Raw genomic sequence first — 25,570 nt, 5'->3', positions numbered from 1 at the left:
GAGGATATGTAATGAAAGCGCTTTTGGCCGTGACGGCCCTGGCGACACTGGCAGGATGCTCGCTGCTGAGGCCGGCGCAACCCGCTCCGGCAGACGACTGGACCCGCTGGGTCTGCGACACTCAGGCTGAAGTGCTGTGGCGCTTCGCTGATGCGCAGCGCGATCAGGTCGATGTGCGCCTTGGTGGCGGCGACCAGGTCTACCGGCTCAAGGCCGAGCCGGGTGCCTCGGGTGCGCTGTACAGCGATGGCATGCTGGCCTTCCATACCAAGGGCGAAGAAGGCCTGGTGTACTGGGTGGCAACCAACGATCTGATTGGGCGGGGCTGCAAGGCACCGTGACTGGCCGGGCCGCGAGGGTGGCCCACACTACTTGAACAGCAACCGCCCCTGCGGCAGGCTTGCACGAAACAAACGACGCTTGTCGGGAGAGAGATACACAATGGCACTCATTAGCATGCGCCAGATGCTGGACCACGCCGCCGAGTTCGGTTACGGCGTACCAGCTTTCAACGTCAACAACCTCGAGCAGATGCGCGCCATCATGGAAGCGGCCGACAAGACCGACTCCCCGGTGATCGTCCAGGCTTCGGCCGGTGCCCGCAAATACGCCGGTGCCCCGTTCCTGCGTCACCTGATCCTGGCGGCCATCGAAGAATTCCCGCATATCCCGGTGTGCATGCACCAGGACCACGGCACCAGCCCTGACGTCTGCCAGCGCTCGATCCAGCTGGGCTTCAGCTCGGTGATGATGGACGGCTCGCTGGGTGAAGATGGCAAGACCCCGACCGACTACGAGTACAACGTTCGCGTTACCCAGCAGACCGTTGCCATGGCGCACGCCTGCGGTGTTTCGGTAGAGGGCGAGCTGGGCTGCCTGGGTTCGCTGGAAACCGGCATGGCCGGTGAAGAAGACGGCATCGGCGCCGAAGGCGTGCTGGACCACAGCCAGATGCTGACCGACCCGGAAGAGGCTGCCGACTTCGTCAAGAAGACCCAGGTCGACGCCCTGGCCATCGCCATCGGTACCAGCCACGGTGCCTACAAGTTCACCAAGCCACCAACCGGTGATGTGCTGGCCATCGACCGCATCAAGGAAATCCACAAGCGCATCCCCAACACCCACCTGGTGATGCACGGTTCGTCCTCGGTGCCGCAAGAGTGGCTGGCGATCATCAACCAGTACGGCGGCGACATCAAGGAAACCTACGGTGTACCGGTCGAGGAAATCGTCGAAGGTATCAAGTACGGCGTGCGCAAGGTCAACATCGACACCGACCTGCGTCTGGCTTCCACTGGTGCCATGCGCCGCCTGATGGCGCAGAACCCGAGCGAGTTCGACCCGCGCAAGTTCTTCGGTGAAACCATCAAGGCCATGCGTGACGTGTGTATCGCTCGTTACGAAGCCTTCGGCACCGCTGGCAATGCCTCGAAGATCAAGCCGATCTCCCTGGAAGGCATGTACCAGCGCTACCTGAAAGGTGAGCTGGCCGCCAAGATCAACTGATCTTCTGGTATTGATGAAAAAGCCCGCAGCGATGCGGGTTTTTTCATTTTTGGGTGTTAGAACTTTGCGCGGGCACATATTCCCGGCAAAGCGACCGTTAGTCGGCTACCGTATAGTTGAGGCACTGATAGCGTTCTGATTGCATTGCGTGTTATCCGCTCAGGTCTAGAGTACTAGTGGATCCAACCGTATCTTGAAGTCGGTCACATAATAGAGAAGCAGCATGGATGGCGCTCAACCTCACCCTCAGCCACTGGATGGCAACTCGGTTCTTCTGGTGGTAGACGATTACCCCGAAAACCTCATCAGCATGCGGGCATTGCTGGCCCGTCAGGATTGGCAGGTGTTGACGGCAAACTCGGGGATGGAAGCCCTGGGTGCTTTGCTTGAACACGATGTCGACCTGGTGCTGCTGGATGTACAGATGCCGGAGATGGACGGCTTCGAAGTCGCCCGACTGATGCGCGGCAGCCAGCGCACCCGGCTGACCCCGATCATTTTCCTCACCGCCAATGAACAGTCCGAAGCGGCCGTGCTCAAGGGTTACGCCAGTGGCGCCGTGGACTACATGTTCAAACCGTTCGACCCGCAAATTCTCAAGCCCAAGGTCCAGGCCCTGCTCGACCAGCAGCGCAATCGGCGCATGCTGCAGCGCCTGACCCGTGAACTGGAAACGGCCAGGGCGTTCAACGCGTCGATCCTGGAGAACGCTGCCGAGGGCATTCTGGTGGTGGATGCCCAAGGCATCATCAGCTTTGCCAACCCGGCCATTTCCCGTTTGTTGTCAGCGCCAGTCCAGCAGTTGCAGGGCGCCCATCTGCTCGATTTGGTGCAACTGGCCAGTGCCTGCTTGTGGAGCGAATCGGAGTTCTACCAGGCCTACCTTGGGCGGCGCATCTTCCGCGTGCACGATGCCCAGTTGCGCACCCTTGGCGGCGAGCTGGTGCCGGTCGCGTTGTCTTGTGCACCGCTGCCGACAGAACAGCAAGCCATGGTGGTTACCGTGCTGGACATGTCGGTGGTGCGCAACCTGCACCAGCAGCTGGAATACCAGGCCGTCACCGACCCGCTTACCGGCTTGCTCAACCGCCGCGGGTTCTATCAGGCCGCCGAAGGTGCACTGCTGCGCAACGAGCGCTCGGACAAGGCGCAGGCACTGATGTACATGGACCTGGATGGATTCAAGCGCATCAACGACTCGCTCGGCCACGACGCTGGCGACCGGGTGCTGCACTGGGTGGCCGAACAGCTCAAGGATTGCCTGGGCAGTGAAGCGTTGTTGGCGCGCATGGGCGGCGACGAGTTCACCGCGCTGTTCGACAGCCTGCCTTACCCGGAGCAGGCCGGGCGCTATGCCGAGCGGTTGCTGGAGCGCATTTCCATCAGCCACCAGGTGGAAGGGCTGGATGTGAGCCTTGGTGTGAGCATCGGCATCGCCACCTATCCGGATTGCGGCGCCAATGTCGAAGGCCTCTTGCGTGCGGCCGATGCGGCTATGTACGCGGCCAAGCAAGCCGGGCGCCAGCAGTATCGCTTCTACGATCAGGAGCTCAATGGCCGGGCGCGTTCGCGGCTGATGCTCGAGGACAGTGTACGCACGGCCGTGGAGCAACAAGACTTCACTCTGGTTTACCAGCCGCAGGTTGGCTTCAACGATGGCCGCCTGCGTGGCTTCGAGGCCTTGCTGCGTTGGCAGCATCCCAGTGTCGGCGACGTTCCGCCGGGGCTGTTCATCCCGTTGCTGGAAGAGGCGCGCCTGATCAACCGCCTGGCCAGCTGGATCTACCGCCAGGGCGCGGCTCAGCGCCAGGCCTGGTGCCAGCGTTTCCCGGCAGACCTGGTGCTGGGTATCAGCCTGAGCCGCGCGCAGTTCGCCATGCCCAGCCTGGTCGACGAACTGCACCGGGTCATCCAGCTTTACCAGCTGGACCCGGCGCAGTTGGAAGTAGAGGTGGCGGAAACCTCGCTGATGTACAACATCGATGCGGCGGTGAAGCAGATACATCGTTTGCGCGAGCTGGGGGTGCGGGTGGCGCTGGATGACTTTGGTGCCGGCGACTGTTCGTTGCGCATGTTGCGCGACCTGCCGATCGATACCCTCAAGCTCGACCGCCACCTGGTGGCGCGCCTGCCCGACTCGGCGGAGGATGCCGCGCTGGTGCGCAGCGTCATCGGCCTGTGCGCCGACTACAGCATCACGGTAATCGCCGAGGGGGTGGAAACCCCGGCCCAGGCGGCCTGGCTCAAGGCCAATGGCTGTGAGTACGTGCAGGGGTTCCTGGTGGCATACCCGATGACCGCCACGGATGCCAGCAGCTTCCCGGCAATTTTCTCCTGGCCGGGGCCATGATTGGCTAGAATCGGCTTTCGTTACACCGAATGCAGCCCCATGACCGTATTACGATACTTGCAAGCCTACCCACCGCACCTGCAGCAGCAGGTGCGGCAGATGATCGACAGCGACCGTCTCGGCGAGTACCTGCAGCGACGCTACCCCGACCGCCATGACGTGCAGAACGACAAGGCGTTGTACGGCTATGCCCAGGATTTGCGCCAGCAATACCTGCGCAGCGCGCCGAACCTGGACAAGGTGCTGTTCGACAATCGTCTCGACCTGACCCATAGGGCCCTGGGCCTGAATACGGCGATATCAAGGGTGCAGGGCGGCAAGCTCAAGGCGAAGAAGGAAATCCGCATTGCCTCGCTGTTCAAGGAGGCCGCGCCGCAGTTCTTGCGCATGATCGTGGTGCACGAACTGGCACACCTGCGCGAGCGCGACCACAACAAGGCGTTCTACCAGCTCTGCCAGCACATGGAGCCGGACTACCACCAACTGGAATTCGACCTGCGCGTCTACCTGACCTATCGGGAGCTGCCGGGCAACTGTTAAGGACCACGCAGCATGGAAGTGAGCAAGACCAAGAGTAGCTTCTACCGCCGCCTGTACGTGGCCTGGCTGATCGACAGCCAGACCGCGACCAGCGTTCCGGCCCTGATGGAAGCCACCGGCATGCCCCGGCGCACCGCCCAGGACACCATTGCGGCACTAGCCGACCTGGATATCGTCTGCGAGTTCGAACAGCAGGAAGGCGCGCGCAACCACGCCGGGCATTACCGCATTCATGACTGGGGGGCGATCGACAAACAGTGGATCATCCAGCACCTGCGGCAGGTTCGCGAAGTGCTGGGGTATCCCTGATCCACTGCGGGCTGCTTTGCAGCCCGGCGATCTCATCCCTTGCGCATCCCGATATGCGGAATGTCGTCCTCAAGATATTCCTCGCCCACCACAGCGAACCCATGCCGGGCATAGAACGCCTGCAAATGCGCCTGCGCCGACAGATAAACCGGCACCCCCGGCCAGCAATGCTCCGCTGCCTCCAACCCCTTGAGCAGCAAGGTATGCCCCAGCTTCAGCTCGCGCGCCGCAGGTGCAGTCACTACCCGCCCGATCACCACATCCCCTCCTTGGGATTGCGGGTCGAGCAGGCGCAGGTAGGCCACCAGCTTGTCATCCTGCCAGCCCATCAGGTGCAGGGTATCGCCGGTCAGGTCTTGGCCATCGACTTCCTGGTAGGCGCAGCGTTGCTCGACCACGAACACTTCCGTGCGTAACTGCAGAATGGCGTAGAGCTGGTCCTTGCTGAGATCGGTGTGGTGCTTGCAAAGCCAGTCGATGGACATTGGTGCGAACTCCTTGAGTGGACCGTCGATCATCGCATGATGCACGTGCCACGGCCAAAATAGAGGCTAAATGACACTATTGGCCGCTGCCCTCGGCGACGCCTTTGTGTAATCTCATCGGCAGTGTGTGCCCTCCATTGCGAAAGGACGTGAGCATGCGGCCACTGTTTTGTGTGTTGGGATTGCTGGCAATGATGCTTGCAACACCCGCCCTGGGGCGCGAAAAGCTGCGGCTGGTGGCCGACAATTGGCCGCCGTTCACCGATGCCAGCATGCCGGGCGGTGGCCTGGCGACCAGCATCGTCACCACGGCGCTGGCCCGGGCCGGCTACACCAGTGGGGTCGAAGAGGCACCTTGGGCGCGGGCTCTGCTGGGGGTGAGCGAGGGGCGTTACGACGTGCTGATCAACGCCTGGTACAACGACTCGCGCGCCAGCATCGGGCAGTTTTCCGAAGCCTACCTGGTCAACCGCATTCGCCTGTTGCAACGCAAGGGCGAGGCGTTTCGCTACAAGCGCCAGTCAGATTTGTACCCCTACAGCATCGCTGTGGTGCGTGATTACGCCTATTCCCCCGCGTTCGACCGCGACACTCGCCTGCACAAGGTGGCGGTGCGCAACTTTCCCTCTGCGGTACGCATGCTGGCGGCGGGGCGGGTGGACCTGGCGGTGGAAGACGAGTACGTGGCTCGTTACAACTTGCAGCGCGAGCTGCCGGAGGTACGCGATGGGGTGATGCTGGTGGAGCCGCCGTTGGGAGAGAACACCCTGCATATCCTGGTCAGCCTGAAAAACCCGGAGCATGCGCGGATCGTCGAGCGGTTCGAGCAGGCGATTGCGGCGATGAAGGCGGATGGCAGCTATGCGCGGCTCATGCGCCAGCATGGCTTCTGATCTATATCGCCTGTGCCGGCCTCTTCGCGGGTAAACCCGCTCCCACAGGTATCTCACAGGACTTGAGATTTGTGATGTTCCTGTGGGAGCGGGTTTACCCGCGAAGAGGCCCGCACAGGCGATATACAACTCAGGCCGGTGCACCTTCCTTGATCAAATGCGCTGCCAAGGTCCGCAGCGGCCCCAACTGCCGGCAGATCAACGCCAACTGCGTCTGTACCAGCCGCTGGTGCTCGTCCAGCTCTTCCGGCATCTGCTCCAGGGCATTGGCCAGCGCCTCTTCGGCATCACTGTGAATCGCCACTGGTAGCCGCGCGGCCAGGCCGTTGGCAATCTCGTCCAGGCTGCTGGCCAGGCTTTGCCCGGCACCTTCGATCAATTGCTCCTGCACCTCCGCCGGCAGGGCCGTGTCGCGGTGCGCGCCCAGCCCCGAGAGGTAGCTGAGCAAGGTATGCGACAGCACCAGGAAGCGGAAGCCGACGTCGGCCTCCTTCCGGAAATGCCCCGGCTCCATCAGCATGTTGGCCAGGGTGGTGGACAGCGCCGCGTCGGCGTTGTGGGCGTTGCGCCGGGCCAGGCGGTATGCCAAATCATCGCGCTTGCCATGGGCATACTGCTGCATGATCTGCCGCAGGTACACGCTGGCGCAGGCCAGCGTATTGGCCAGCGCCTTGTTCAGCCGCCGCCCCTGCCAGTCGGGGAGGAACAGGAACACCGCGAGGATGGCGATCAGGCTGCCGACCAGGGTATCGAACAGGCGCGGCAGGAACAGGCCATAGCCATCGCCGATCTGGTTGAAGCAGAACAGCACCATCAGGGTGATCGCGGCCGTGGCCAAGGTGTAGCGGGTGGTGCGGTTGACGAAGAACACCACCCCGGCGACCACGGCGAACAACGACTGGATGACCGGGTTGGGGAACAGGTCGAACAATGCCCAGCCAACCGTCAGGCCGACGGCGGTGCCGGCTATCCGCTGCACCAGCTTGCGTCGGGTCGCACCGTAGTTGGGCTGGCACACGAACAGCGTGGTGAGGATGATCCAGTAGCCCTGGGTGGGGTGGATCAGGTGCACCATGCCATAGCCGATCGACAACGCCAGGGGTAGGCGCAGGGCATGGCGGAACAGCAGCGAGGTCGGCGTCAATTGGGTGCGCAGGCGGGTCCACACGTCCTTCAGCGAGCGTGGAGAGCGGTCGAGCAGGCTGCTATCGCTGGTGTCGGCCAGGCTGTCCGGGTTGCTGGCGGCGCTGAGCAGGCGGTCGAGCGTCGCCAGGTTGGCCGCCAGCGCCCGCAGCGAGCGAAGCAGGCCACGCCAGGCCGGGTTGTTCTGCGTGCGCAGGTGTTCCAGCGAGGCGTTGAGGTCTTCGAGGGCTTCGGGGTAACCGCTGGCCAGCACGAACGGCTGGCGCAGGCGGATAGAGCGGGCCAGCTCCTGGCAGGACGAGCCCTGCTTGCGCAGCAGGCGCTGGCAGCGGAACATCACGTCGCTGTGGAAAAAAGCCTCGGTCAGGGCGTTGTAGGGATAATGCGAAGCACTGACCCGTTCATGGATGTCCTGGGCCAGGAAGTACAGCTTGAGGTAGCGGCTGACCTTGGAGTTCGGCTGGCTGTTGCCCACCCGGTGCAGGATGATTTCCTTGGCCGCGTTGAGCGCCGCCACCACCTTGCCGTTCTGCTGGGCCAGCTCCAGGCGCCGGGCTTCGACGTCTAGGGTGCGGACGGGTTCGAACAGGCTGGCCTTGAGCTTGAGGTAGCTGCCCAGCTCGAAAAACAGCTTGGCCAGGCTCTGCTGCACCGGCTGGTTGGAAAACAGCGCCTGCCACAGCACCGACAGCAGCCCATACCAGGCTGCGCCCGCCACCAGCAGTAGCGGTTCGTGCCAGAAATCGGTGACTTGGCCGCCGCGCTGGTCCACGCCGATCATGGTGTACACCGCTGTGATCAGGGTCGCTGAAGCGATGGCGCCATAGCGTTCGCCCAGGGCACCGAGCATCGTCAGGCAAAAGGCCGCCAAGGCCAGGGCAATGACGAATACCCACGGGTAGGGGAACAGCAGTTCGATCGCCAGTGCGGCGATGGCAAAACACACCAGGGTGACGGCCAGGGCGCTGAGGCGGCCCTGCCAGCTGTCATCGGTTTCGGCCAGGGCGCTGGCGATAATGCCGAGGAACAGCGGAATCAGCAGGGCCATTTCGTTCTGGTACCAGCACAGGGCGAGGCTGCCGGTGAGGGCGATGGTGACCCGGATGCTGTAGCTGAACTTGTCTTGACCCCACAGGCGACGCAGTGACTGACGGAACGAGCTCGATGACATGATGGCCTGCTAGGCAGTGATCAGAGAAATACCGTTCGAGGCCGTGTCATTGGGGCCGCTGTGCGGCCCATTCGCGGCACAAGGCCGCTCCTACAGTCGATCGCGTACCCTGTAGGAGCGGCCTTGTGCCGCGAATGGGCTGCATGGCAGCCCCATGCGAATTTCGGCACTCCCAGCACGGGCCAGCAAGAAGCATTCCGTGCTGCTGAATGGATTCTACTCTACACGAACTGCGCCGCGGCGTTGGCGGAGGCCCAGGCCCACTGGAAATTGAAACCGCCCAAATGGCCAGTCACATCCAGCACTTCACCAATGAAATACAACCCAGGGCTCTTCAGCGATTCCATGGTCTTGGACGACACCTCGCGGGTATCCACGCCACCCAGGGTCACTTCGGCAGTGCGATAGCCCTCGGTGCCGGCCGGTACCACTTGCCAGTTCGCCAGCTTCTCGGCGATCTGTGCCAGTTCCGCCGGTGTGTACTGCTTCATGGGCCGGGACTCGAACCACTGCTCGGCCAGCAGGTTGGCCAGCTTGCGGGTAAATACCTCGCCCAGCACTGTTTTCAGCTCGGCGTTGGCGCGTTCGGCCTGCATCTGTTGCAGCCAGGTCAGTGCATCACGGTCGGGCAGCAGGTTGATCTCGACCGTGTCGCCTGCTTCCCAGAACGAGGAAATCTGCAAAATCGCCGGGCCGCTGAGGCCGCGGTGGGTAAACAGCAGGTTCTCGCGGAAGCTGGTGCCGTTGCAGCTGGCGGTGCAATCCAGCGAGGTGCCCGAAAGCTCGGTGCACACTGCTTTCAGTTGGGGCTCGGTGATGGTGAACGGCACCAGCCCGGCGCGGGTCGGCAGCAGGGTGTGGCCGAACTGGCGGGCCACCTGGTAGCCGAAGCCGGTGGCACCCAGGGTCGGGATCGACAGGCCGCCGGTGGCGATCACCAGCGACTGGCAGGCGAACTGGCCGCCGCTGGTCTGCAGCAGGTAGCCGCTTTCGGTCTTCTCGATCTGCTCGATGCTGGTGTGCATGCGGATCTCGGCGCCGGCCTCGTCGCATTCGGCCAGCAGCATGTCGAGGATGTCGCTGGCCTTGTTGTCGCAGAACAGTTGGCCGAGCTTCTTCTCGTGGTAGGCCACGCCGTGCTTGCACACCAGCTCGATGAAGTCCCACTGGGTGTAGCGGGCCAGGGCCGATTTGCAGAAGTGTGCGTTCTGCGAGAGGAAGTTGCCTGGCTCGGTATACATGTTCGTGAAGTTGCAGCGGCCGCCGCCGGACATGAGGATCTTCTTGCCCGGTTTGTTGGCGTGGTCGAGCACCAGTACCCGGCGGCCACGGCGGGCGCTGAGCTGTGCGCACATCAGGCCGGCGGCGCCGGCGCCGAGGATGATCACGTCGGTGGAGTGCACGGTGTAAACCTTATAAGAAAGAAACACAGAACCCTGTGGGAGCGGGTTCACCCGCGAAGGCGGCAGTGAGCCCACTATCGCATTCGCGGGTAAACCCGCTCCCACAGGGACCTTGCATGGCTTTAGATAATGCGGACTTTCAGGGAGCGCCCCTTGATCTTGCCGCTGTTCAGGCGCTGCATCGCCTGCTTGGCGAGCGGCCGTTCGACGGCCACGAACGCCTGGAAATCGAAGATCGCAATTTTGCCCACCTGCTTGCCGGGGATGCCGGCGTCACCGGTCAGCGCCCCGAGGATGTCACCCGGGCGCAGCTTGTCCTTGCGCCCGGCGGCGATGCACAGGGTGCTCATCAGCGGCAGCAGCGGCTCGCCGCCCTTGTGCTTCAGGCTGTCCAGCTGGTCCCAGCGCAGCGGGCTCTTCTGCAGGTCTTCGATGGCCTGGGCGCGGTGGCCTTCGGCCGGTGCCACCAGGCTGACCGCAATGCCTTTCTCGCCAGCACGGCCGGTGCGGCCGACACGGTGCACATGGATTTCCGCATCACGTGCCAGTTCGACGTTGATGACCATATCCAGGCCATCGATGTCCAGGCCGCGGGCGGCCACATCGGTAGCCACCAGCACCGAACTGCTGCGGTTGGCGAACATGGTCAGCACCTGGTCGCGGTCGCGCTGCTCCAGGTCGCCATGCAGGGCCTGGGCAACGATGCCCTTGGCGGTCAGGTGGGCGACCACATCCTCGCACTGCTGCTTGGTGAAGCAGAACGCCACGCAGGACTGCGGGCGGTAGTGGCCGAGCACGCGGGTGACCGCCTCGAGGCGCTGTTGCGGGTCGATCTCGATGAAGCGCTGCTCGATCTGATTGTCGGCATGCAGGCTCTCGACCTTGACCTGTTGCGGGTTGCGCATGAAGTCGGCGGCCAGTTGCTTGATGCCGGCCGGGTAGGTGGCCGAGAACAGCAGGGTCTGGCGGCGCGACGGGGTCTTGCCGATGATGCTGGCGATGGCATCGAAGAAGCCCATGTCGAGCATGCGGTCGGCCTCGTCCAGCACCAGGGTGTTCAGCCCGTCGAGCACCAGGGTGCCCTTGTCCAGGTGCTGCTGGATGCGCCCTGGGGTGCCGACGATGATGTGTGCGCCGTGCTCCAGCGAAGCGATCTGCGGGCCCAGCGAAACGCCGCCGCACAGGGTCAGGATCTTGATGTTGTCCTCGGCGCGGGCCAGGCGGCGCAGCTCCTTGGCCACTTGGTCAGCGAGCTCCCGGGTAGGGCACAGGACCAGCGCCTGGCAACCGAAGTAGCGCGGGTTGATCGGGTTGAGCAGGCCGATGCCGAAGGCGGCGGTCTTGCCGCTGCCGGTCTTGGCCTGGGCGATCAGGTCCTGCCCCTTGAGGATGACCGGCAGGCTCTGGGCCTGGATCGGTGTCATCGAGGCATAGCCGAGGGCGTCCAGGTTGGCCAGCATGGCAGTGGACAGCGGCAAGGTGGCAAAGGCGGTGGATTCGGTGGTCACGAGGCGGGCCTGCGGTGCGAAGCGAAAAATGCCGCATAGTCTACCAGCCTCATGGCCATTCGCCCTACGACTCCATGTGTTGTTCCGGACGACGGGCACGCCTTCCGTCCGTCGGCGACAGCTGCAGGAAGATCGCCGCCGCCAGCATGGCCATCACGCCAATGGTGACGAAGGTCAGCTGGAATGCACCCAAGGTGGTTTCCACACCGTCGGCGTTTCCGGCTGCGGTAAAGCCGCCGAGCAATGCCCCCGCACATGCCACGCCCAGGCTCAGGGCCAGCTGCGCGACCACCGACAGCAGGCTGTTGCCGCTGCTGGCGCTGGCGTCGTCGAGGTCGATCAGGGTCACCGTGTTCATCGCGGTGAACTGCATCGAGTTGACTGCCCCGAGCAGGCCCAGCTGAATCAGCAGCACGGCATAGGGCGTCTGCTCGTCGACCAGCCCGAGGCTGGCCAGCAGCAGGCCCAGCAGCAGGGTGTTGCCGGTGAGGATGATGCGGTAGCCAAAGCGTTCGATCAGTGGTCGGGCAATGGACTTGGCCAGCATCGCCGCAGCCGCCAGCGGGATCATGCTCATGCCGGCCTGGGCCGGCGAGTAGCCCAGCGCCACTTGCAGCAGCAACGGCACAAGGAACGGCAGCGCGCCGCTGCCCAGGCGGGCGAACAGGTTACCGAGAATACCGATGGCAAAGGTGCGCACGCGGAACAGGCTGGGTGAGAACAACGGCTCCGGGTCGCGCCCGGCGCGCAGCCAGTAGGCCGCCAGGCAGGCCATGCCGGCGAACAGCAGCAACATCACCCGCAGGTGCGGCAGGTGCAGTTCGCCCAGGCCTTCCATGGCGATGGTGATCAATACCATCGCTGCGCCAAACAGCAGGAACCCGGGGCCGTCGAACGTGGTGCGCTCGGCGCCGCGCAGGTCGGGGATGAACTTCCAAACGGCGTAGCAGCCGATCAGGCCGACCGGCAGGTTGAGCAGGAAGATCCAGTGCCAGCTCAGTATTTCCACCAACCAACCGCCAACCGTAGGGCCCAGTAGCGGCCCGAGCAGGCCGGGGATGGTGATGAAGCTCATGATGCGCACCAGCTCGGTGCGCGGGTAGGCACGTAGGACCACTAGCCGCCCGACCGGCAGCATCAGCGCACCGCCCAGCCCTTGCACGACACGGGCAAAGATCAGGAAACCGAGGCTGTTGGCGGCGGCGCACAGCAGCGAGCCGAAGCTGAACAGCAGGATGGCGCTGAAGAAGATGCGCTTGGTGCCGAAGCGGTCGGCGATCCAGCCTGAGGCGGGGATCAGCAGGGCCACGGTGAGCATGTAGGCGATGATCACGCCCTGCATGCGCAGCGGGTCTTCGGCCAGCGACCGGGCCATGGCTGGCAGTGCGGTGTTGAGGATGGTGCCGTCCAGGGACTGCATGAAAAAGGCGATGGCCACCACCCAAGGGATCCAGCGGGCGGTGACAGGGTCCAGCGGGGTGCGTTCGGGCATGACTTCCTCGTTTGTCAGTGGCGGCCTCTTCGCGGGTGAACCCGCTCCCACAGGGATATCACCACATTCAATGGCAGTGGAGATCCTGTGGGAGCGGCTTTAGCCGCGAAAGGGCCGGTAAGTCCAGTCACAATGTCAGGGTCAGGCCTTTGACCAGTGCCCCCGGCAAATGACTCGACCCGGTACTGCGCTGTCCATAGGTACTGGTCGACAGGATCATCTCGCGCTCGCTTGTCAGGTCCTCCAGCTGGCTGCCGAGCAAGCTGTACAGGCTGTCATCGAAGCGCATGGTGCTCACCGGGCCCTGGATCTGCCCGTTCTCCACCCAGAAGGTGGCGAAGCGGGTCAGTCCGGTCATGCGTGCCGCCGGCAGGTCGGAATAGTTCAGGTACCACAGGTTGCTGATGTACAGCCCGGTACCGAGCCGCTCCAGGATTTGCTCGCTCGGCAGGCTACCTGCTGCCAGGCTCAGCGCACACGGCGACTCGTAACTATCGGAGCCATTGGCCAGCAGCTCGAACTCGGCCGCACTGCGCGCACTGATCAATCGCTGCCGGGCCTCGCCTTGCTGGATCAACGGCACATCCAGGCGCGGCGAGCCTTCATCGGAAAACGCAGGGCTCAGCGAACCGCTGACCTGCTCGGTGAAACTCACCAGCGGGCTCAGCCGCGCATCGTCGTTGTACAGGCGCTGCAGGGCACTGTTGCCAGTGGCCAGGGCCTGTGCGGAAAAACCGCCCCAGCACAGCATGCCGGCTATTTCGTCCATGGCCGCCGGGGCCAGGTAGGCGCGGTAGCTGCCAGGCTTCAGCGTGACGGCAGGGCGGCCAAGGAAACCCAGCTGTTCCCGCGCCTGGCGCAGGCGTGCGGTGAAGTCGTCGGCGCTCCACACTTGCCCGGCATAATTGGCCTTCACCGCCTCGCCGTTTTCGTGGAACAGGCTCCAGTCGAAGTTGAAGCTGTTGGCCTGGTGCCAGCCGAAGGCCCCGAACGAGCTGGCGAAGCCCCGGCAGATGGGGCCGGCGGCGTAGATGCCGACAAGGTCCAGGTCGCCGGCTTCACGGCCTGGCGCACCTTGGCATGGTTGAAACGCACGAATTGCGACTGTTCGGCGCTGTAGCCGAGGGTGAACTGTTCGCCCGTCTGCAGGGCTTTGCGCACATCCCCGACCAGGGTTTCGAAAGCGTGTTTCATCAGGCGTCTCCTCCGAATACGTCGATCTGGCGGAACACGCAGGCCGGCGAGGCATGCCCCACCCGTACCACCTGATTGGGTTCGCCCTTGCCGCAGTTGGGCGTGCCCAGCACCTGGAAGGTACTGCTGTCGCCGACCGCCGCCAGGTTGCGCCAGAACTGCGCGGAGATGCCACGGTAGTTGGGGTTCTTGACGATGCCCTTGAGCTCACCGTTTTCGATCAGTTGGCCCCATTCACAGCCGAACTGGAACTTGTTGCGAGCATCATCAATGGACCAGGAACGGTTGGTGCGCATCAGGATGCCGTGCTCGATGCCCTTCACCAGCTGATCCAGGCTCTGGTCGCCCGGCTCGATGTTGAGGTTGGCCATGCGGTCGATCGGCGCGCGGTTCCAGCCGCAGGCGCGGCTGTTGGCCACGCCGTCGAGGCCGGAGCGGAACTGCGACAGCGCACCACCCAGCGGGCGCAGCAGCAGGCCATCGCGGATCAGGAACTGCTTGCTGGCCTGGGTGCCGTCATCATCGAAGCTGTAGCTGGCCAGCTCTTCGCCGATGGTCGGGTCGAAGGTCACGTTGAGCAGCGTGGAGCCGTACTGCAGGTGGCCGAAGTCATCGGCTTTGACGAAGCTGGTGCCTGCGTAGTTGCGTTCGTCGCCGAGAATGCGGTCCATCTCCAGCGGGTGGCCGATGGATTCGTGAATCTGCAGCATCATCTGGTCCGGCATCAACAGCAGGTCGCGCGGGCCGCTGGGGGTATTCGGTGCCTGCAGCAGCTGCAGCGCCTCGTCGGCCACCCGGCGGGCAGCGCCGACCAGGCCGCAGCGCTCGATGACCTCGAAGCCGCCCTGTTGGCCAAAGTTGTCGCGGCCCAGGCTGCGGCTCTGGCTGTCCTGGCCATCGCTGGCGGTCACGCCCAGGCCCGGGAACAGGAAGCGCTGGGCGTGGCGCAGCTCGGCGCCGGCCGAGTTCAGGTAGGTCTGCTCGACCAGGCTCAGGCCCAGGCTGGCCTGCCAGTCCACCAGGCGGCTGTCCTTGGGCACGCTGGCCGATTCGGCAGCGAGCAGGCCAAGGCAGTCGGCAAGGTTGGGCACGGGTTGGTCGAAGTTGGGCGAAATGTGGTCGTGGCGTGCGCTGGTCACCGGTTGCTCGCGCAGGTCCAGCAGGTTGTACCGGGCGATCTGCCGGGCCAGCGCCTCGGCCTGCTCCAGCGCGCGCTGCAGGCCAGCCTGGGACAGGTCGGCGGTGGCGGCATAGGCTTCCACGCCATTCACCCGCACGGTGAGCATGGCGCCCTCGTCCTGGCTGAAGAAGGGTGGTTCCGCGACGTTGCGGCGAACCGACAGCGCCTGGTGCGACTGTTTCACATGGCGCAGGGAAAACAGCTCGGCCGTACTGCGCAGCGCGGCAAAGCGCTGGCGCAGCAGGGCGCTGGTATCGAACATGTGGAAGCCTCCGTGTACACGGTGGCTCCCCCTTAGAACCACTCGTCCTGCATGGCGAGGCAAGTGTCGTCGCGCGCCTCGAGCAATGCCAGCTCATTATGGCAGCCAGGTACCTCCCAGGTCAGGAAATAACGCGCGGCCTGCAGCTTGCCGAGGTAGAAGTCCCGGTCGGCGGGTTTGCCCTTGAGCAGGCCGAGTTCGGCATGGATCGCCTGTTCCAGCCAGCGCCAGCCGATCACGCAGTGGCCGAAGGCCTTGAGGTACAGGGCCGAGTTGGCCAGGGCTCCGGCGACTTTGCCCTGGGCCAGGTCACCCAGCAAGGCCAGGGTCACACCTTGTAGGCGGTTGACCAGTTGCTCCAGCGGCTGGCGCAGCGGGTCGAGGTTCGGATGGTGGCTGGCGCGCTCGCCGGTGGCGGCGATCGACCGGATCAACTGCTTGAGGCCGGCGCCATTGTTCTGCGCCAGCTTGCGGCCCAGCAGGTCGAGCGACTGGATGCCCTCGGTGCCTTCATGGATCGGGTTCAGGCGGTTGTCGCGGTAGTACTGTTCAACCGGGTATTCGCGGGTGTAGCCGTGGCCCCCGAGGATCTGGATCGCCAGTTCATTGGCCTTGAGGCAGAACGTCGAGGGCCAGGATTTGACGATCGGGGTCAGCAGGTCGAGCAGCTCCTGCGCCTGCTTGCGGGCGTTGTCGTCGCTGGCAGTCTGGGTGTCGTCGAACAGGCGCGCGGCATACAGGCCCAGGTCGAAGGCGCCCTCCACGTAGGCCTTCTGTGCCAGCAGCATGCGTTTCACATCGCTGTGCTCGATGATCGGCACCCCGGGGCTGTGCGGGTCTTTGTTGTCCGGCAACCGACCCTGCGGGCGCTGACGGGCGTATTCCAGCGAATACAGGTAGCCGGCGTAACCGAGCATCACTGCGCCCATGCCGACACCGATGCGTGCCTCGTTCATCATCTGGAACATGCAGGCCAGGCCCTGGTGCGGCTGGCCGACCAGGTAGCCGACGCACTGGCCGTTGTCGCCGAAGTTCAGCGCGGTGGAGGTGGTACCGCGCCAGCCCATCTTGTGGAACAACCCGGCCAGCAGCACATCGTTGCGCGGGCCACGGCTGCCATCTTCGTTGACCAGGTACTTGGGTACGATGAACAGCGAGATGCCCTTCACGCCGGGCGGCGCATCCGGAAGCTTGGCCAGAACCATGTGCACGATGTTCTCCGACAGCTCGTGATCTCCGCCGGAGATGAAAATCTTGTTGCCCTTGAGCCGGTAGCTGCCGTCACCGGCAGGTTCGGCGCGGGTACGGATATCGGCCAGTGAAGAGCCCGCATGGGGTTCGGTCAGGGCCATGGTGCCGAAGTAGCGGCCTTCGATCATCGGCTGCAGGAACAGGCGCTTCTGTTCATCGCTGCCGAAGCTCTCGATCAGGTTGGCCGCGCCCATGGTCAGGAACGGGTAGGCCGTGGTGCCAGCGTTGGCCGCCTGGAAGTGGGCGAAGCAGGCCTGCGAAACCAGGCTCGGCAGCTGCATGCCGCCGACTTCGAAGTCGCGGTTGGCGTTGAGGAAGCCGGCTTCGAGAAAGGCGTCGACGGCGGGTTGCACTTCAGGGATCAGTTCGGCTCGGCCGTCCACGTAGCGCGGCTCGTTTTCGTCGGCCTTGCGGTTGTGCGGGGCGAAGAACTTTTCGGCGATGGTGCGGGCAGTTGAAAGCGCCGCATCGAAGGTTTCGCGGCTGTGCTCGGCGAAGCGCGGGCGCTGGGTCAGGGCCTCGGCGTCGAGGACTTCGTAGAGTTCGAAGGCGAGGTTGCGGGGGCTGAGCAGGGTCTCGGGCATGGTCGCGGTCCTGAGGCGGGATGCTGCGAGTGTAGGAGGGTGGTGGGGTGGGGGACAGGTTAATAGGTTTGAGTGATATGGGTTGAGAAGGGGTGGGGCATACAGGTGCTTGCCTCGATTCTTTTTGCGCCTATGAGATCGAGCGCCGCCCGCGCGGCGCATCGCCGGCAAGCCGGCTCCCACATCTGTTTCGGGCCAGTTACTCCTGCTTCCTGCGCACTCGCACTTTGGGTGCATGGCTGGAGATTGCAGAAAAGCACAGGCGACACCTTCAATATCGAAGGGGACAAACAAGGCGGGCAGCGGTGAAATCACAGGAGAGACTGGCTCGAAACAGATGTGGGAGCCGGCTTGCCGGCGATGCGCCGCGCGGGCGGCGCTCGATCTCACAGGCGCAGCAAATGGTGAGGCGAACACCTGCCAGCCCCACCGCATTGCGGTCAGCCTCGCTGGACCTTTTTAGGTTTTCGCCTATTCCATGTAGTCCATTTCCCAAACATACTCCTAACCCCCTCCTAGCCATTGCGGTGCTCTGGGTCGGGCCCTAGTCTCGGGTGGTCGCTGCCAAGTCAGTGACCGGCTTTGACAGGCCGACCAGGTCAAACCGCATGGTTCTGCCTTTTATGGCGGCTGTGCATGGGGCACTTCGTGTGCGCCGGGTTTTGGTTTGCCTACCGGTCTGTCAACCCATGTACAGCTGCCACCCTCTGTTTGACAGCAGGTGTGTGGTGGCCCTTATTACTAGGTGAACCATAATGCTGAAAATTGTCTCCGATCCACCCCACGATCCTCCTTTGTCTGAAGACAACCCAATGCTGGGGCAGATGCCCTCTACAAGGCTTCATTGATATGTCGCCTGAACGGGCCCTTTCGCGGGTGAACCCGCTCTCACAGGATCGTTACAGTCTTCAAGATTTGCACGGTACCTGTGGGAGCGGGTTTACCCGCGAAGAGGCCGGCCCAGGCAGTCGAGAAATTTCAAGTGGATCGAAAAATGACAACAGAAGACACCCAAGTCACCGTCGGCAAGACCACCTTCTACCAAGGTGAAAACGGCACCCACCCGCTGTTCCGCATCGAGCCTGGCATCCCGTGCCGGGACGCCCGCGAGCAGTCTTCGGAGTTGATGGGTTATGTACGCGAACTTACTATCACCGGGCTGATGGATGAGAAACCGATGATGATCTGGGCTGCCCATTACCTGAGTGCGATGGCCAAGGCACTTATGGATGATGCTGAGTTGGGGATGAAGCAGTGAGGGTTTGGCTTCAGATGGGGTGAAGGCCGCCATGTGTTCGCCACAACAATTCCTGCGCCTATGAGATCGAGCGCCGCCCGCGCGGCGCTCGATATCACAGGCGCAGAAAATGTTGTGGCGAACACCTGTCAGCCCAACCCCAGCCCCCATAAAAAAAAGAGAGCCGAAGCTCTCCTTTTTTCGTTAACAACCCTCAACCTCAGCCAATGGTCATCAGGCTGGCATTACCACCGGCAGCAGCAGTGTTCACACTCACTGCCCGCTCGATCACCAGGCGCTCCAGCGCAATCTGGTGGTCGCCGCTGGACAGCCCGTGCACACCCACGATCGCCCCGGCACGCTTGGCCACCTGCTGGCACACGCCGCGCAGCTGGTCCGAGTCGCCATGGTGGATCACGGCGTCGAACGCCACTTCATCCTTGTTCCAGTCCGCCACCAGTTTGACCTTGGCCTGCAGCTCTCGCGGCAGGCGGGCACGCAGGGCTTTGCCCGGCTCGCCGTCCGCCCATACCGCCGAGCTGCCAACGGCCAGCACTGCGGCGAACTGCGCCAGCAGGTCGGCTTCGTTGTCGGCCAGGCACAGCACGTGCTCACGCGGCAGGATGGTGTAGCTGTTGCGCTCGCCGGTCGGGCCTGGCAACAGGCGGGCGATGCCGCTCTGCGACTGGCTGGCGAACTGGCTGCACAGCGCGGCCAGGTCGGCCAGCTGGTTGCTCTCGGCCCAGGCCTTCAGGCCATGCAGTGGCTTGATCAGCTGTTCGTGCAGGGCGCGGTCAGGCTTGCCTTCGCCGTCCTGCTGCTGGAAGTGGCGGCCAATCGCGTCGGCCGGGCGGGTCGACAGCAGGCGGTACAGGTACAGCGGGCCGCCGGCTTTCGGGCCGGTGCCGGACAGGCCTTCACCACCGAACGGCTGCACACCCACCACTGCACCGACGATGTTGCGGTTGACGTACATGTTGCCGGCGTTGGCGGTTTCCACCACCTTGGCGATGGTCTCGTCGATGCGGGTGTGCACGCCGAGGGTCAGGCCGTAGCCGGAGTTGTTGATCTGCTCGATCAGCTGGTCCAGGTTGCGACGGTTGTAGCGCACCACGTGTAGCACCGGGCCGAAGATTTCACGCTTGAGCTCGTCAAAGCTTTCCAGCTCGATCAGGGTCGGCATGACGAAGGTGCCGCGCTTGAGCTCGGCAGCATCGGCAATGGCCACCTGGTAGACCGAGCGACCTTTCTCGCGCATGCCCTGGATGTGCTTCTCGATGCCGGCCTTGGCTTCGGCGTCGATCACCGGGCCAATGTCCACGGCCAGGCGGTCCGGGCAGCCCAGGCGACTTTCTGCCATTGCGCCCTTGAGCATTTCGATCACGCGGTCGGCGGAGTCTTCCTGCAGGCACAGCACGCGCAGTGCCGAGCAACGCTGGCCGGCGCTGTCGAAGGCCGAGGACACCACATCGATCACCACCTGCTCGGTCAGTGCCGAGGAGTCGACGATCATCGCGTTCTGGCCGCCGGTTTCGGCGATCAGCGGGATCGGGCGGCCCTGGTTGTCCAGGCGGCCGGCGACGTTGCGCTGCAGCAGGCGGGCCACTTCAGTGGAACCGGTGAACATCACGCCCTTGACGCGCTCGTCACCCACCAGGCCGGCACCGACGGTTTCACCGCGGCCAGGCAGCAGCTGCAGCACGCCTTCAGGGATGCCGGCTTCCAGCAGCAGGCGCACGGCCTGGGCAGCGATCAGCGGGGTTTGCTCGGCCGGCTTGGCCAGTACGGGGTTGCCGGCGGCGAGCGCTGCGGCTACCTGGCCGGTGAAGATCGCCAGCGGGAAGTTCCACGGGCTGATGCACACCACCGGGCCCAGCGGGCGGTGGGCGTCGTTGCTGAAGTCGTTGCGTGCCTGCACCGCGTAGTAGCGCAGGAAGTCCACGGCTTCACGCACTTCGGCGATGGCGTTGGCGAAGGTCTTGCCGGCTTCGCGGATGAGCAGGCCCATCAGCGGCTGGATTTCGGCCTCCATCAGGTCGGCGGTGCGCTCCAGAATGGCGGCGCGTTCGGCCGGCGGGGTGGCCTGCCAGATCGGAGCGGCATTCAGTGCGCACTGGATGGCGTTGTCGACGTCGGCGACCGTGGCTTCCTGAACATGGCCGACCACGTCGCGGTGGTCCGCCGGGTTCAGGACCGGTGCGGCGGTGCCTTCGCTGGCAGCACAGGCCAGCAGTGGCGTGGCTTTCCAGTCGTTGTGCGCGGTGGCCAGCATGGCGCAGGACAGCGATGCCAGGCGGTGTTCGTTGGCCATGTCGATGCCGGCCGAGTTGGCCCGCTCGCTGCCATACAGCTCACGCGGCAGCGGGATGCGTGGGTGCGGCAGGCCGATGCTGCCTTCCTGGGTGCCCATGCGCTCGATGCTGGCGACCGGGTCGGCGACCAGTTCCTGGATGGAGATCGAGTGGTCGGCGATGCGGTTGACGAACGAGGTGTTGGCGCCGTTTTCCAGCAGGCGACGCACTAGGTAGGCCAGCAGCGTTTCGTGGGTGCCGACCGGTGCATAGACGCGGCACGGACGGTTCAGCTTGCCTTCGGAAATCTTGCCGACCACCTGCTCGTACAGTGGCTCGCCCATGCCGTGCAGGCACTGGAACTCGTACTGGCCCGGGTAGTAGTTCTGACCGGCAATGTGGTAGATGGCCGACAGGGTGTGGGCGTTGTGGGTGGCGAACTGCGGGTAGATGGCTTCTGGCACGGCCAGCAGCTTGCGGGCGCAGGCGACGTAGGACACGTCGGTGTACACCTTGCGGGTGTAGACCGGGTAGCCTTCCAGGCCTTCGACCTGGGCGCGCTTGATTTCGCTGTCCCAGTAGGCGCCTTTCACCAGGCGGATCATCAGGCGGTGGCGGCTGCGCTTGGCCAGGTCGATGACATAGTCGATCACATACGGGCAGCGCTTCTGGTAGGCCTGGATAACGAAGCCGATACCGTTCCAGCCGGCCAGCGAAGGCTCGAAGCACAGGCGCTCGAGCAGGTCGAGCGACAGTTCCAGGCGGTCGGCTTCTTCGGCGTCGATGTTCAGGCCGATGTCGTACTGCTTGGCCAGCAGGGTCAGCGACAGCAGGCGCGGGTACAGCTCTTCCATCACGCGCTCGTACTGGGCGCGGCTGTAGCGCGGGTGCAGCGCCGACAGCTTGATCGAGATGCCCGGGCCTTCATAGATGCCACGGCCATGGGAGGCCTTGCCGATCGAGTGGATGGCCTGCTCGTAGGACGCCAGGTACTTCTGTGCGTCGTGCTCGGTCAGTGCGGCTTCGCCGAGCATGTCGTAGGAATAGCGGAAGCCCTTGGACTCGAAGCGGCTGGCATTGGCCAGGGCTTCGGCGATGGTTTCGCCAGTGACGAACTGCTCGCCCATCAGGCGCATGGCCATATCGACGCCCTTGCGGATCATCGGCTCGCCGCTCTTGCCAATAATGCGGGTGAGCGAGGAGGTGAGGCCGGATTCGTTGTGGGTAGATACCAGCTTGCCGGTCAGCAGCAGGCCCCAGGTGGCGGCGTTGACGAACAGCGACGGGCTGTTGCCCAGGTGCGGTTGCCAGTTGCCGGTGCTGATCTTGTCGCGGATCAGCGCATCACGGGTGCCCTTGTCGGGGATGCGCAGCAAGGCTTCGGCCAGGCACATCAGTGCCACGCCTTCCTGGGACGACAGCGAGAATTCCTGCAGCAGGCCCTGAACGATGCCGGCACGACCGCCAGCGCTCTTCTGGTTACGCAGTTTTTCGGCGATGCCGGCGGCCATCTTGTTGGTCGCTTCTGCCAGCGGGGCGCTCAGGCGCGCCTGCTCCAGCAGCATCGGTACCACTTCCTGTTCGGGGCGGCGGTAGGCGGCGGTGATCGCCGAGCGCAATACCGACTGCGGCAGGATGCTCTCGGCGAACTCAAGGAAGCACTGATGGCTGTGGTCGGGTTGGACCTCACCGGCGTCGTCGGCCAGGTTGCTGGCATGGCCGTTGAGTTCGGTCAGGGTGGCACCACCCTCGAGCTTCTCCAGGTAGTTGAAGATCGCTTGCTTGATCAACCAGTGCGGGGTGCGGTCAATCGACTGCGCAGCTGCCTTGAGTCGCTCACGGGTCGGGTCATCGAGTTTGACCCCAAGGGTGGTCGTCGCCATTTCTTATCCTCGTTATTGCCACGGTTGTGGCCTAAGCTGACGCCAAGAGTAGCTGTAGGACAATTCGGGTGCAACCAGGTGCAACCCGAATTTTTCATGGAAAAGGTGCAACTCGTCCGACAGCCATTTCCATGTCCTGAAAAGGGTGGTTTTTGGTGTGTTTTATTCTGAAAAGCGGGTTTTTTGCTCCAAAAGGGAGCAAAAAATCAGATTTGTCGGAAAATGTACGGGGAGGTGCAACTTGCAAAGGAAAAATGGTTGCACCCGCTTTGCGTTGTTGCATACGATTCGCCGCCTGGGTGCAACCGCCATTGCCGCGGTTGTGCATGACATAAAAACAAACGCCAGGGCACACGCATGGGCAATCCACTAACGATCACTTTCGTGGTCTATATCGCCGCAATGGTGCTGATCGGCTTCGCCGCCTATCGCTCCACCAATAACCTTTCCGACTACATCCTCGGCGGTCGCAGCCTGGGTAGCGTGGTCACCGCGCTTTCCGCCGGCGCTTCCGACATGAGCGGCTGGCTGCTGATGGGCCTGCCGGGCGCCATCTACTTCTCCGGTTTGTCCGAGGCCTGGATTGCCATCGGCCTGACCGTCGGCGCCTACCTGAACTGGTTGTTCGTCGCTGGCCGTCTGCGCGTGCAGACCGAGCACAACGGCGATGCACTGACCCTGCCGGACTACTTCTCCAGCCGCTTCGAAGACAACAGCGGCCTGCTGCGGATCATCTCGGCCATCGTGATCCTGGTGTTCTTCACCATCTACTGCGCCTCCGGTATCGTTGCCGGTGCCCGTCTGTTCGAGAGCACCTTCGGCATGTCGTACGAAACCGCCCTGTGGGCCGGTGCTGCTGCGACCATCGCCTACACCTTCATCGGTGGTTTCCTGGCGGTGAGCTGGACCGATACCGTGCAGGCTTCGCTGATGATCTTTGCGCTGATCCTCACTCCGGTGATCGTGCTGATCTCCACTGGCGGCTTCGATACCACCTTCGCTGCCATCGATGCGGTCAACCCGGCCCACTTCGACATGTTCAAGGGCGCCACCTTCATCGGCATCATCTCGCTGATGGGCTGGGGGCTGGGCTACTTCGGTCAGCCGCACATCCTGGCGCGTTTCATGGCTGCCGACTCGGTGAAGTCGATCGCCAACGCTCGTCGTATCTCCATGACCTGGATGATCCTTTGCCTGGTCGGTACCTGCGCCGTGGGCTTCTTCGGCATTGCCTACTTCTCGGCGCATCCTGAGCTGGCAGGCCCGGTCAGCGAGAACCACGAGCGTGTATTCATCGAGCTGGCCAAGATCCTGTTCAACCCATGGGTCGCCGGTGTGCTGCTGTCGGCCATCCTGGCGGCGGTGATGAGTACCCTGAGCTGCCAGCTGCTGGTGTGCTCCAGCGCCCTGACCGAAGACTTCTACAAGGCGTTCCTGCGCAAGAACGCTTCGCAGGTCGAACTGGTGTGGGTCGGCCGCCTGATGGTGCTGGCTGTCGCCCTGATCGCCATCGCCATGGCCTCCAACCCGGAAAACCGCGTGCTGGGCCTGGTGGCTTACGCCTGGGCCGGCTTCGGTGCTGCCTTTGGTCCGGTGGTGCTGATTTCGGTACTGTGGAAAGGCATGACCCGTAACGGCGCACTGGCCGGTATCGTGGTGGGCGCACTTACCGTGATCCTGTGGAAGAACTTCGACACCCTCGGGCTGTACGAAATCATCCCGGGCTTCCTGTTCGCCAGCATCGCCATCGTCGTGGTGAGCAAGCTGGGCAGCCCGTCGCAGGCAATGGTCAAGCGCTTCGAGACTGCTGATGCGGCGTATCACGCTGACAAGTAATACCCGTTGAGTCGGCGGCGCCTGCTTCGCGGGTGAACCCGCTCCTACAGGGATTGCACAGAACTCAAATTCTGTGAGGTGCCTGTGGGAGCGGGTTTACCCGCGAAGAGGTCACCGCCGATCAGCAGCCAGGCCTGACTCCGCCTGCAAGGCAAGGTAAACTTGCCACCCCCGCAGGAGTTGCCATGAACTATCGTCACGCCTTCCACGCCGGCAACCACGCCGACGTCCTCAAACATATCGTGCTGACTCGCCTCATCGCCCTGATGTCGCGCAAGGAGCAGCCGTTCGCCTATATCGATACCCATGCAGGGCTCGGCCTTTACGACCTGCAGGGCGACCAGGCAACCCGCACCGGCGAGTACCTGGAAGGTGTCGCTCGCCTGTGGAATCGCGATGACCTGCCGGCCATGGCCGACGACTATTTGCGAATCATCAAGCGTCTGAATGCCGATGGCGAGCTGCGCTACTACCCCGGTTCACCCGAGCTGGCTCGCCGCCTGATGCGCCAGCAGGACCGCGCCCTGCTCAACGAGAAGCATCCCGAGGACGGGCCGCTGCTCAAAGAGAACATGAAGAAAGACCCGCGCGTGGTCGTGCACCTGGGCGAAGGCTGGCATGTGCCGCGGGCCTTGCTGCCCGTGCAGGAAAAGCGCGCGATCATGCTGATCGACCCGCCGTTCGAACAGGCTGACGAGCTCAAGCGCTGCACTACCGCCATGAAAGAGGCGATCAGTCGCATGCGCCAGACCGTCGCGGCCATCTGGTATCCGATCAAGGACCAGCGTTCGCTGACCCGCTTCTACCAGGACCTGACCAGCACCGGCGCACCGAAACTGCTGCGGGTCGAGTTGTATGTGCACCACCAGGACAGCCCGCAGGGGCTCAATGGCTCCGGTCTGGCCATCGCCAACCCGCCGTGGGGGTTGGAAGAAGAGCTCAAGGAGCTGCTGCCATGGCTGGCCAAAGAGCTGGCGCAAACCGCCGGCAGCTTCCGCATGGACTGGCTGATCGCTGAATAATATTGCTTGCCTGTACCGGCCCCATCGCCG

The 25,570-nt window shown here is 63.6% G+C and carries 18 protein-coding genes and 1 pseudogene; 9 read left to right on the top strand and 10 right to left on the bottom strand.

From position 1 onward, the window contains the following. Positions 1-11: 11 nt before the first annotated feature. From E5221_RS25770 to E5221_RS25750, 5 genes are all read left to right on the top strand, one after another. A complete protein-coding gene (locus E5221_RS25770) occupies positions 12-341 on the top strand; it encodes an MliC family protein (RefSeq protein WP_061550428.1) in 330 nt (109 codons plus the stop codon). Between the two features lie 100 nt (positions 342-441). Beyond that, entirely contained in the window at positions 442-1,506 is a 1,065-nt protein-coding gene (gene fba / locus E5221_RS25765; RefSeq protein WP_003259623.1) for a class II fructose-bisphosphate aldolase, read from the top strand. A gap of 223 nt (positions 1,507-1,729) precedes the next feature. Beyond that, entirely contained in the window at positions 1,730-3,856 is a 2,127-nt protein-coding gene (locus E5221_RS25760; RefSeq protein ID WP_061550427.1) for an EAL domain-containing protein, read from the top strand. A gap of 39 nt (positions 3,857-3,895) precedes the next feature. After that, on the top strand, positions 3,896-4,396 hold the full coding sequence (locus tag E5221_RS25755; RefSeq protein WP_003259625.1) for a M48 family metallopeptidase: 501 nt from the start codon (positions 3,896-3,898) through the stop codon (positions 4,394-4,396). A gap of 12 nt (positions 4,397-4,408) precedes the next feature. Continuing rightward, positions 4,409-4,705, top strand: a complete 297-nt coding sequence (locus E5221_RS25750) for a winged helix-turn-helix domain-containing protein (protein WP_013974495.1) — start codon at positions 4,409-4,411, stop codon at positions 4,703-4,705. 32 nt (positions 4,706-4,737) lie between these two features. On the opposite strand, the gene E5221_RS25745 is transcribed toward E5221_RS25750, so the two are convergent. Continuing rightward, on the bottom strand, positions 4,738-5,190 hold the full coding sequence (locus tag E5221_RS25745; RefSeq protein ID WP_039612472.1) for a GNAT family N-acetyltransferase: 453 nt from the start codon (positions 5,188-5,190) through the stop codon (positions 4,738-4,740). 155 nt (positions 5,191-5,345) lie between these two features. Here E5221_RS25745 and E5221_RS25740 point away from each other — a divergent pair, with 155 nt between their 5' ends. Further along, positions 5,346-6,083 carry a transporter substrate-binding domain-containing protein gene (locus E5221_RS25740; RefSeq protein WP_039612471.1) on the top strand — a complete coding sequence of 246 codons (738 nt, stop codon included), beginning with the start codon at positions 5,346-5,348 and terminating at the stop codon, positions 6,081-6,083. A 130-nt stretch (positions 6,084-6,213) separates the two neighbouring features. Here E5221_RS25740 and yccS read toward each other — a convergent pair whose 3' ends face one another. The 7 genes and pseudogenes from yccS to E5221_RS25705 form a co-directional block, all read right to left on the bottom strand. Then, positions 6,214-8,397 carry a YccS family putative transporter gene (gene yccS / locus E5221_RS25735; RefSeq protein WP_247846643.1) on the bottom strand — a complete coding sequence of 728 codons (2,184 nt, stop codon included), beginning with the start codon at positions 8,395-8,397 and terminating at the stop codon, positions 6,214-6,216. A gap of 221 nt (positions 8,398-8,618) precedes the next feature. Further along, positions 8,619-9,800, bottom strand: a complete 1,182-nt coding sequence (locus tag E5221_RS25730; protein WP_247846642.1) for an NAD(P)/FAD-dependent oxidoreductase — start codon at positions 9,798-9,800, stop codon at positions 8,619-8,621. Between the two features lie 122 nt (positions 9,801-9,922). Then, entirely contained in the window at positions 9,923-11,260 is a 1,338-nt protein-coding gene (gene dbpA, locus E5221_RS25725) for an ATP-dependent RNA helicase DbpA (protein WP_233687397.1), read from the bottom strand. Positions 11,261-11,372: 112 nt separating this feature from the next. Continuing rightward, on the bottom strand, positions 11,373-12,800 hold the full coding sequence (gene mdtD / locus E5221_RS25720) for a multidrug transporter subunit MdtD (RefSeq protein WP_015272048.1): 1,428 nt from the start codon (positions 12,798-12,800) through the stop codon (positions 11,373-11,375). Between the two features lie 127 nt (positions 12,801-12,927). Next, a pseudogene (locus E5221_RS25715) lies at positions 12,928-13,994 on the bottom strand (metallopeptidase TldD-related protein). Beyond that, complete coding sequence (locus E5221_RS25710; RefSeq protein WP_061550421.1) at positions 13,994-15,436, bottom strand: TldD/PmbA family protein; 1,443 nt, start codon at positions 15,434-15,436, stop codon at positions 13,994-13,996. The pseudogene E5221_RS25715 and the gene E5221_RS25710 overlap by 1 nt, the downstream one beginning before the upstream one ends. Positions 15,437-15,468: 32 nt before the next feature. Then, positions 15,469-17,271, bottom strand: a complete 1,803-nt coding sequence (locus tag E5221_RS25705) for an acyl-CoA dehydrogenase (RefSeq protein WP_247846641.1) — start codon at positions 17,269-17,271, stop codon at positions 15,469-15,471. Positions 17,272-18,265: 994 nt separating this feature from the next. On the opposite strand from E5221_RS25705, the gene E5221_RS25700 reads away from it, so the two are divergent. Continuing rightward, positions 18,266-18,529 (top strand): DUF3077 domain-containing protein, encoded by a 264-nt coding sequence (locus tag E5221_RS25700; protein ID WP_085663520.1) that lies wholly within the window; start codon positions 18,266-18,268, stop codon positions 18,527-18,529. 199 nt (positions 18,530-18,728) lie between these two features. On the opposite strand, the gene putA is transcribed toward E5221_RS25700, so the two are convergent. Together putA and E5221_RS25690 are read right to left on the bottom strand one after the other, a co-directional pair. Beyond that, positions 18,729-22,682 (bottom strand): trifunctional transcriptional regulator/proline dehydrogenase/L-glutamate gamma-semialdehyde dehydrogenase, encoded by a 3,954-nt coding sequence (gene putA, locus E5221_RS25695; protein ID WP_044047166.1) that lies wholly within the window; start codon positions 22,680-22,682, stop codon positions 18,729-18,731. 94 nt (positions 22,683-22,776) lie between these two features. Beyond that, positions 22,777-22,965 carry a hypothetical protein gene (locus E5221_RS25690; RefSeq protein WP_247846640.1) on the bottom strand — a complete coding sequence of 63 codons (189 nt, stop codon included), beginning with the start codon at positions 22,963-22,965 and terminating at the stop codon, positions 22,777-22,779. 74 nt (positions 22,966-23,039) lie between these two features. On the opposite strand from E5221_RS25690, the gene putP reads away from it, so the two are divergent. Further along, on the top strand, positions 23,040-24,518 hold the full coding sequence (gene putP, locus E5221_RS25685) for a sodium/proline symporter PutP (protein WP_247846639.1): 1,479 nt from the start codon (positions 23,040-23,042) through the stop codon (positions 24,516-24,518). A gap of 185 nt (positions 24,519-24,703) precedes the next feature. Continuing rightward, positions 24,704-25,540, top strand: coding sequence for a 23S rRNA (adenine(2030)-N(6))-methyltransferase RlmJ (rlmJ, locus tag E5221_RS25680; protein ID WP_025340863.1), 837 nt, complete (start codon positions 24,704-24,706; stop codon positions 25,538-25,540). The last annotated feature ends 30 nt before the right edge of the window (positions 25,541-25,570 follow it).

The organism is Pseudomonas sp. A2 (assembly GCF_023100865.1).
GTDB classification, from domain to species: Bacteria; Pseudomonadota; Gammaproteobacteria; order Pseudomonadales; family Pseudomonadaceae; genus Aquipseudomonas; species Aquipseudomonas asiatica.
This window is presented reverse-complemented; position numbering and strand designations above follow the sequence as displayed.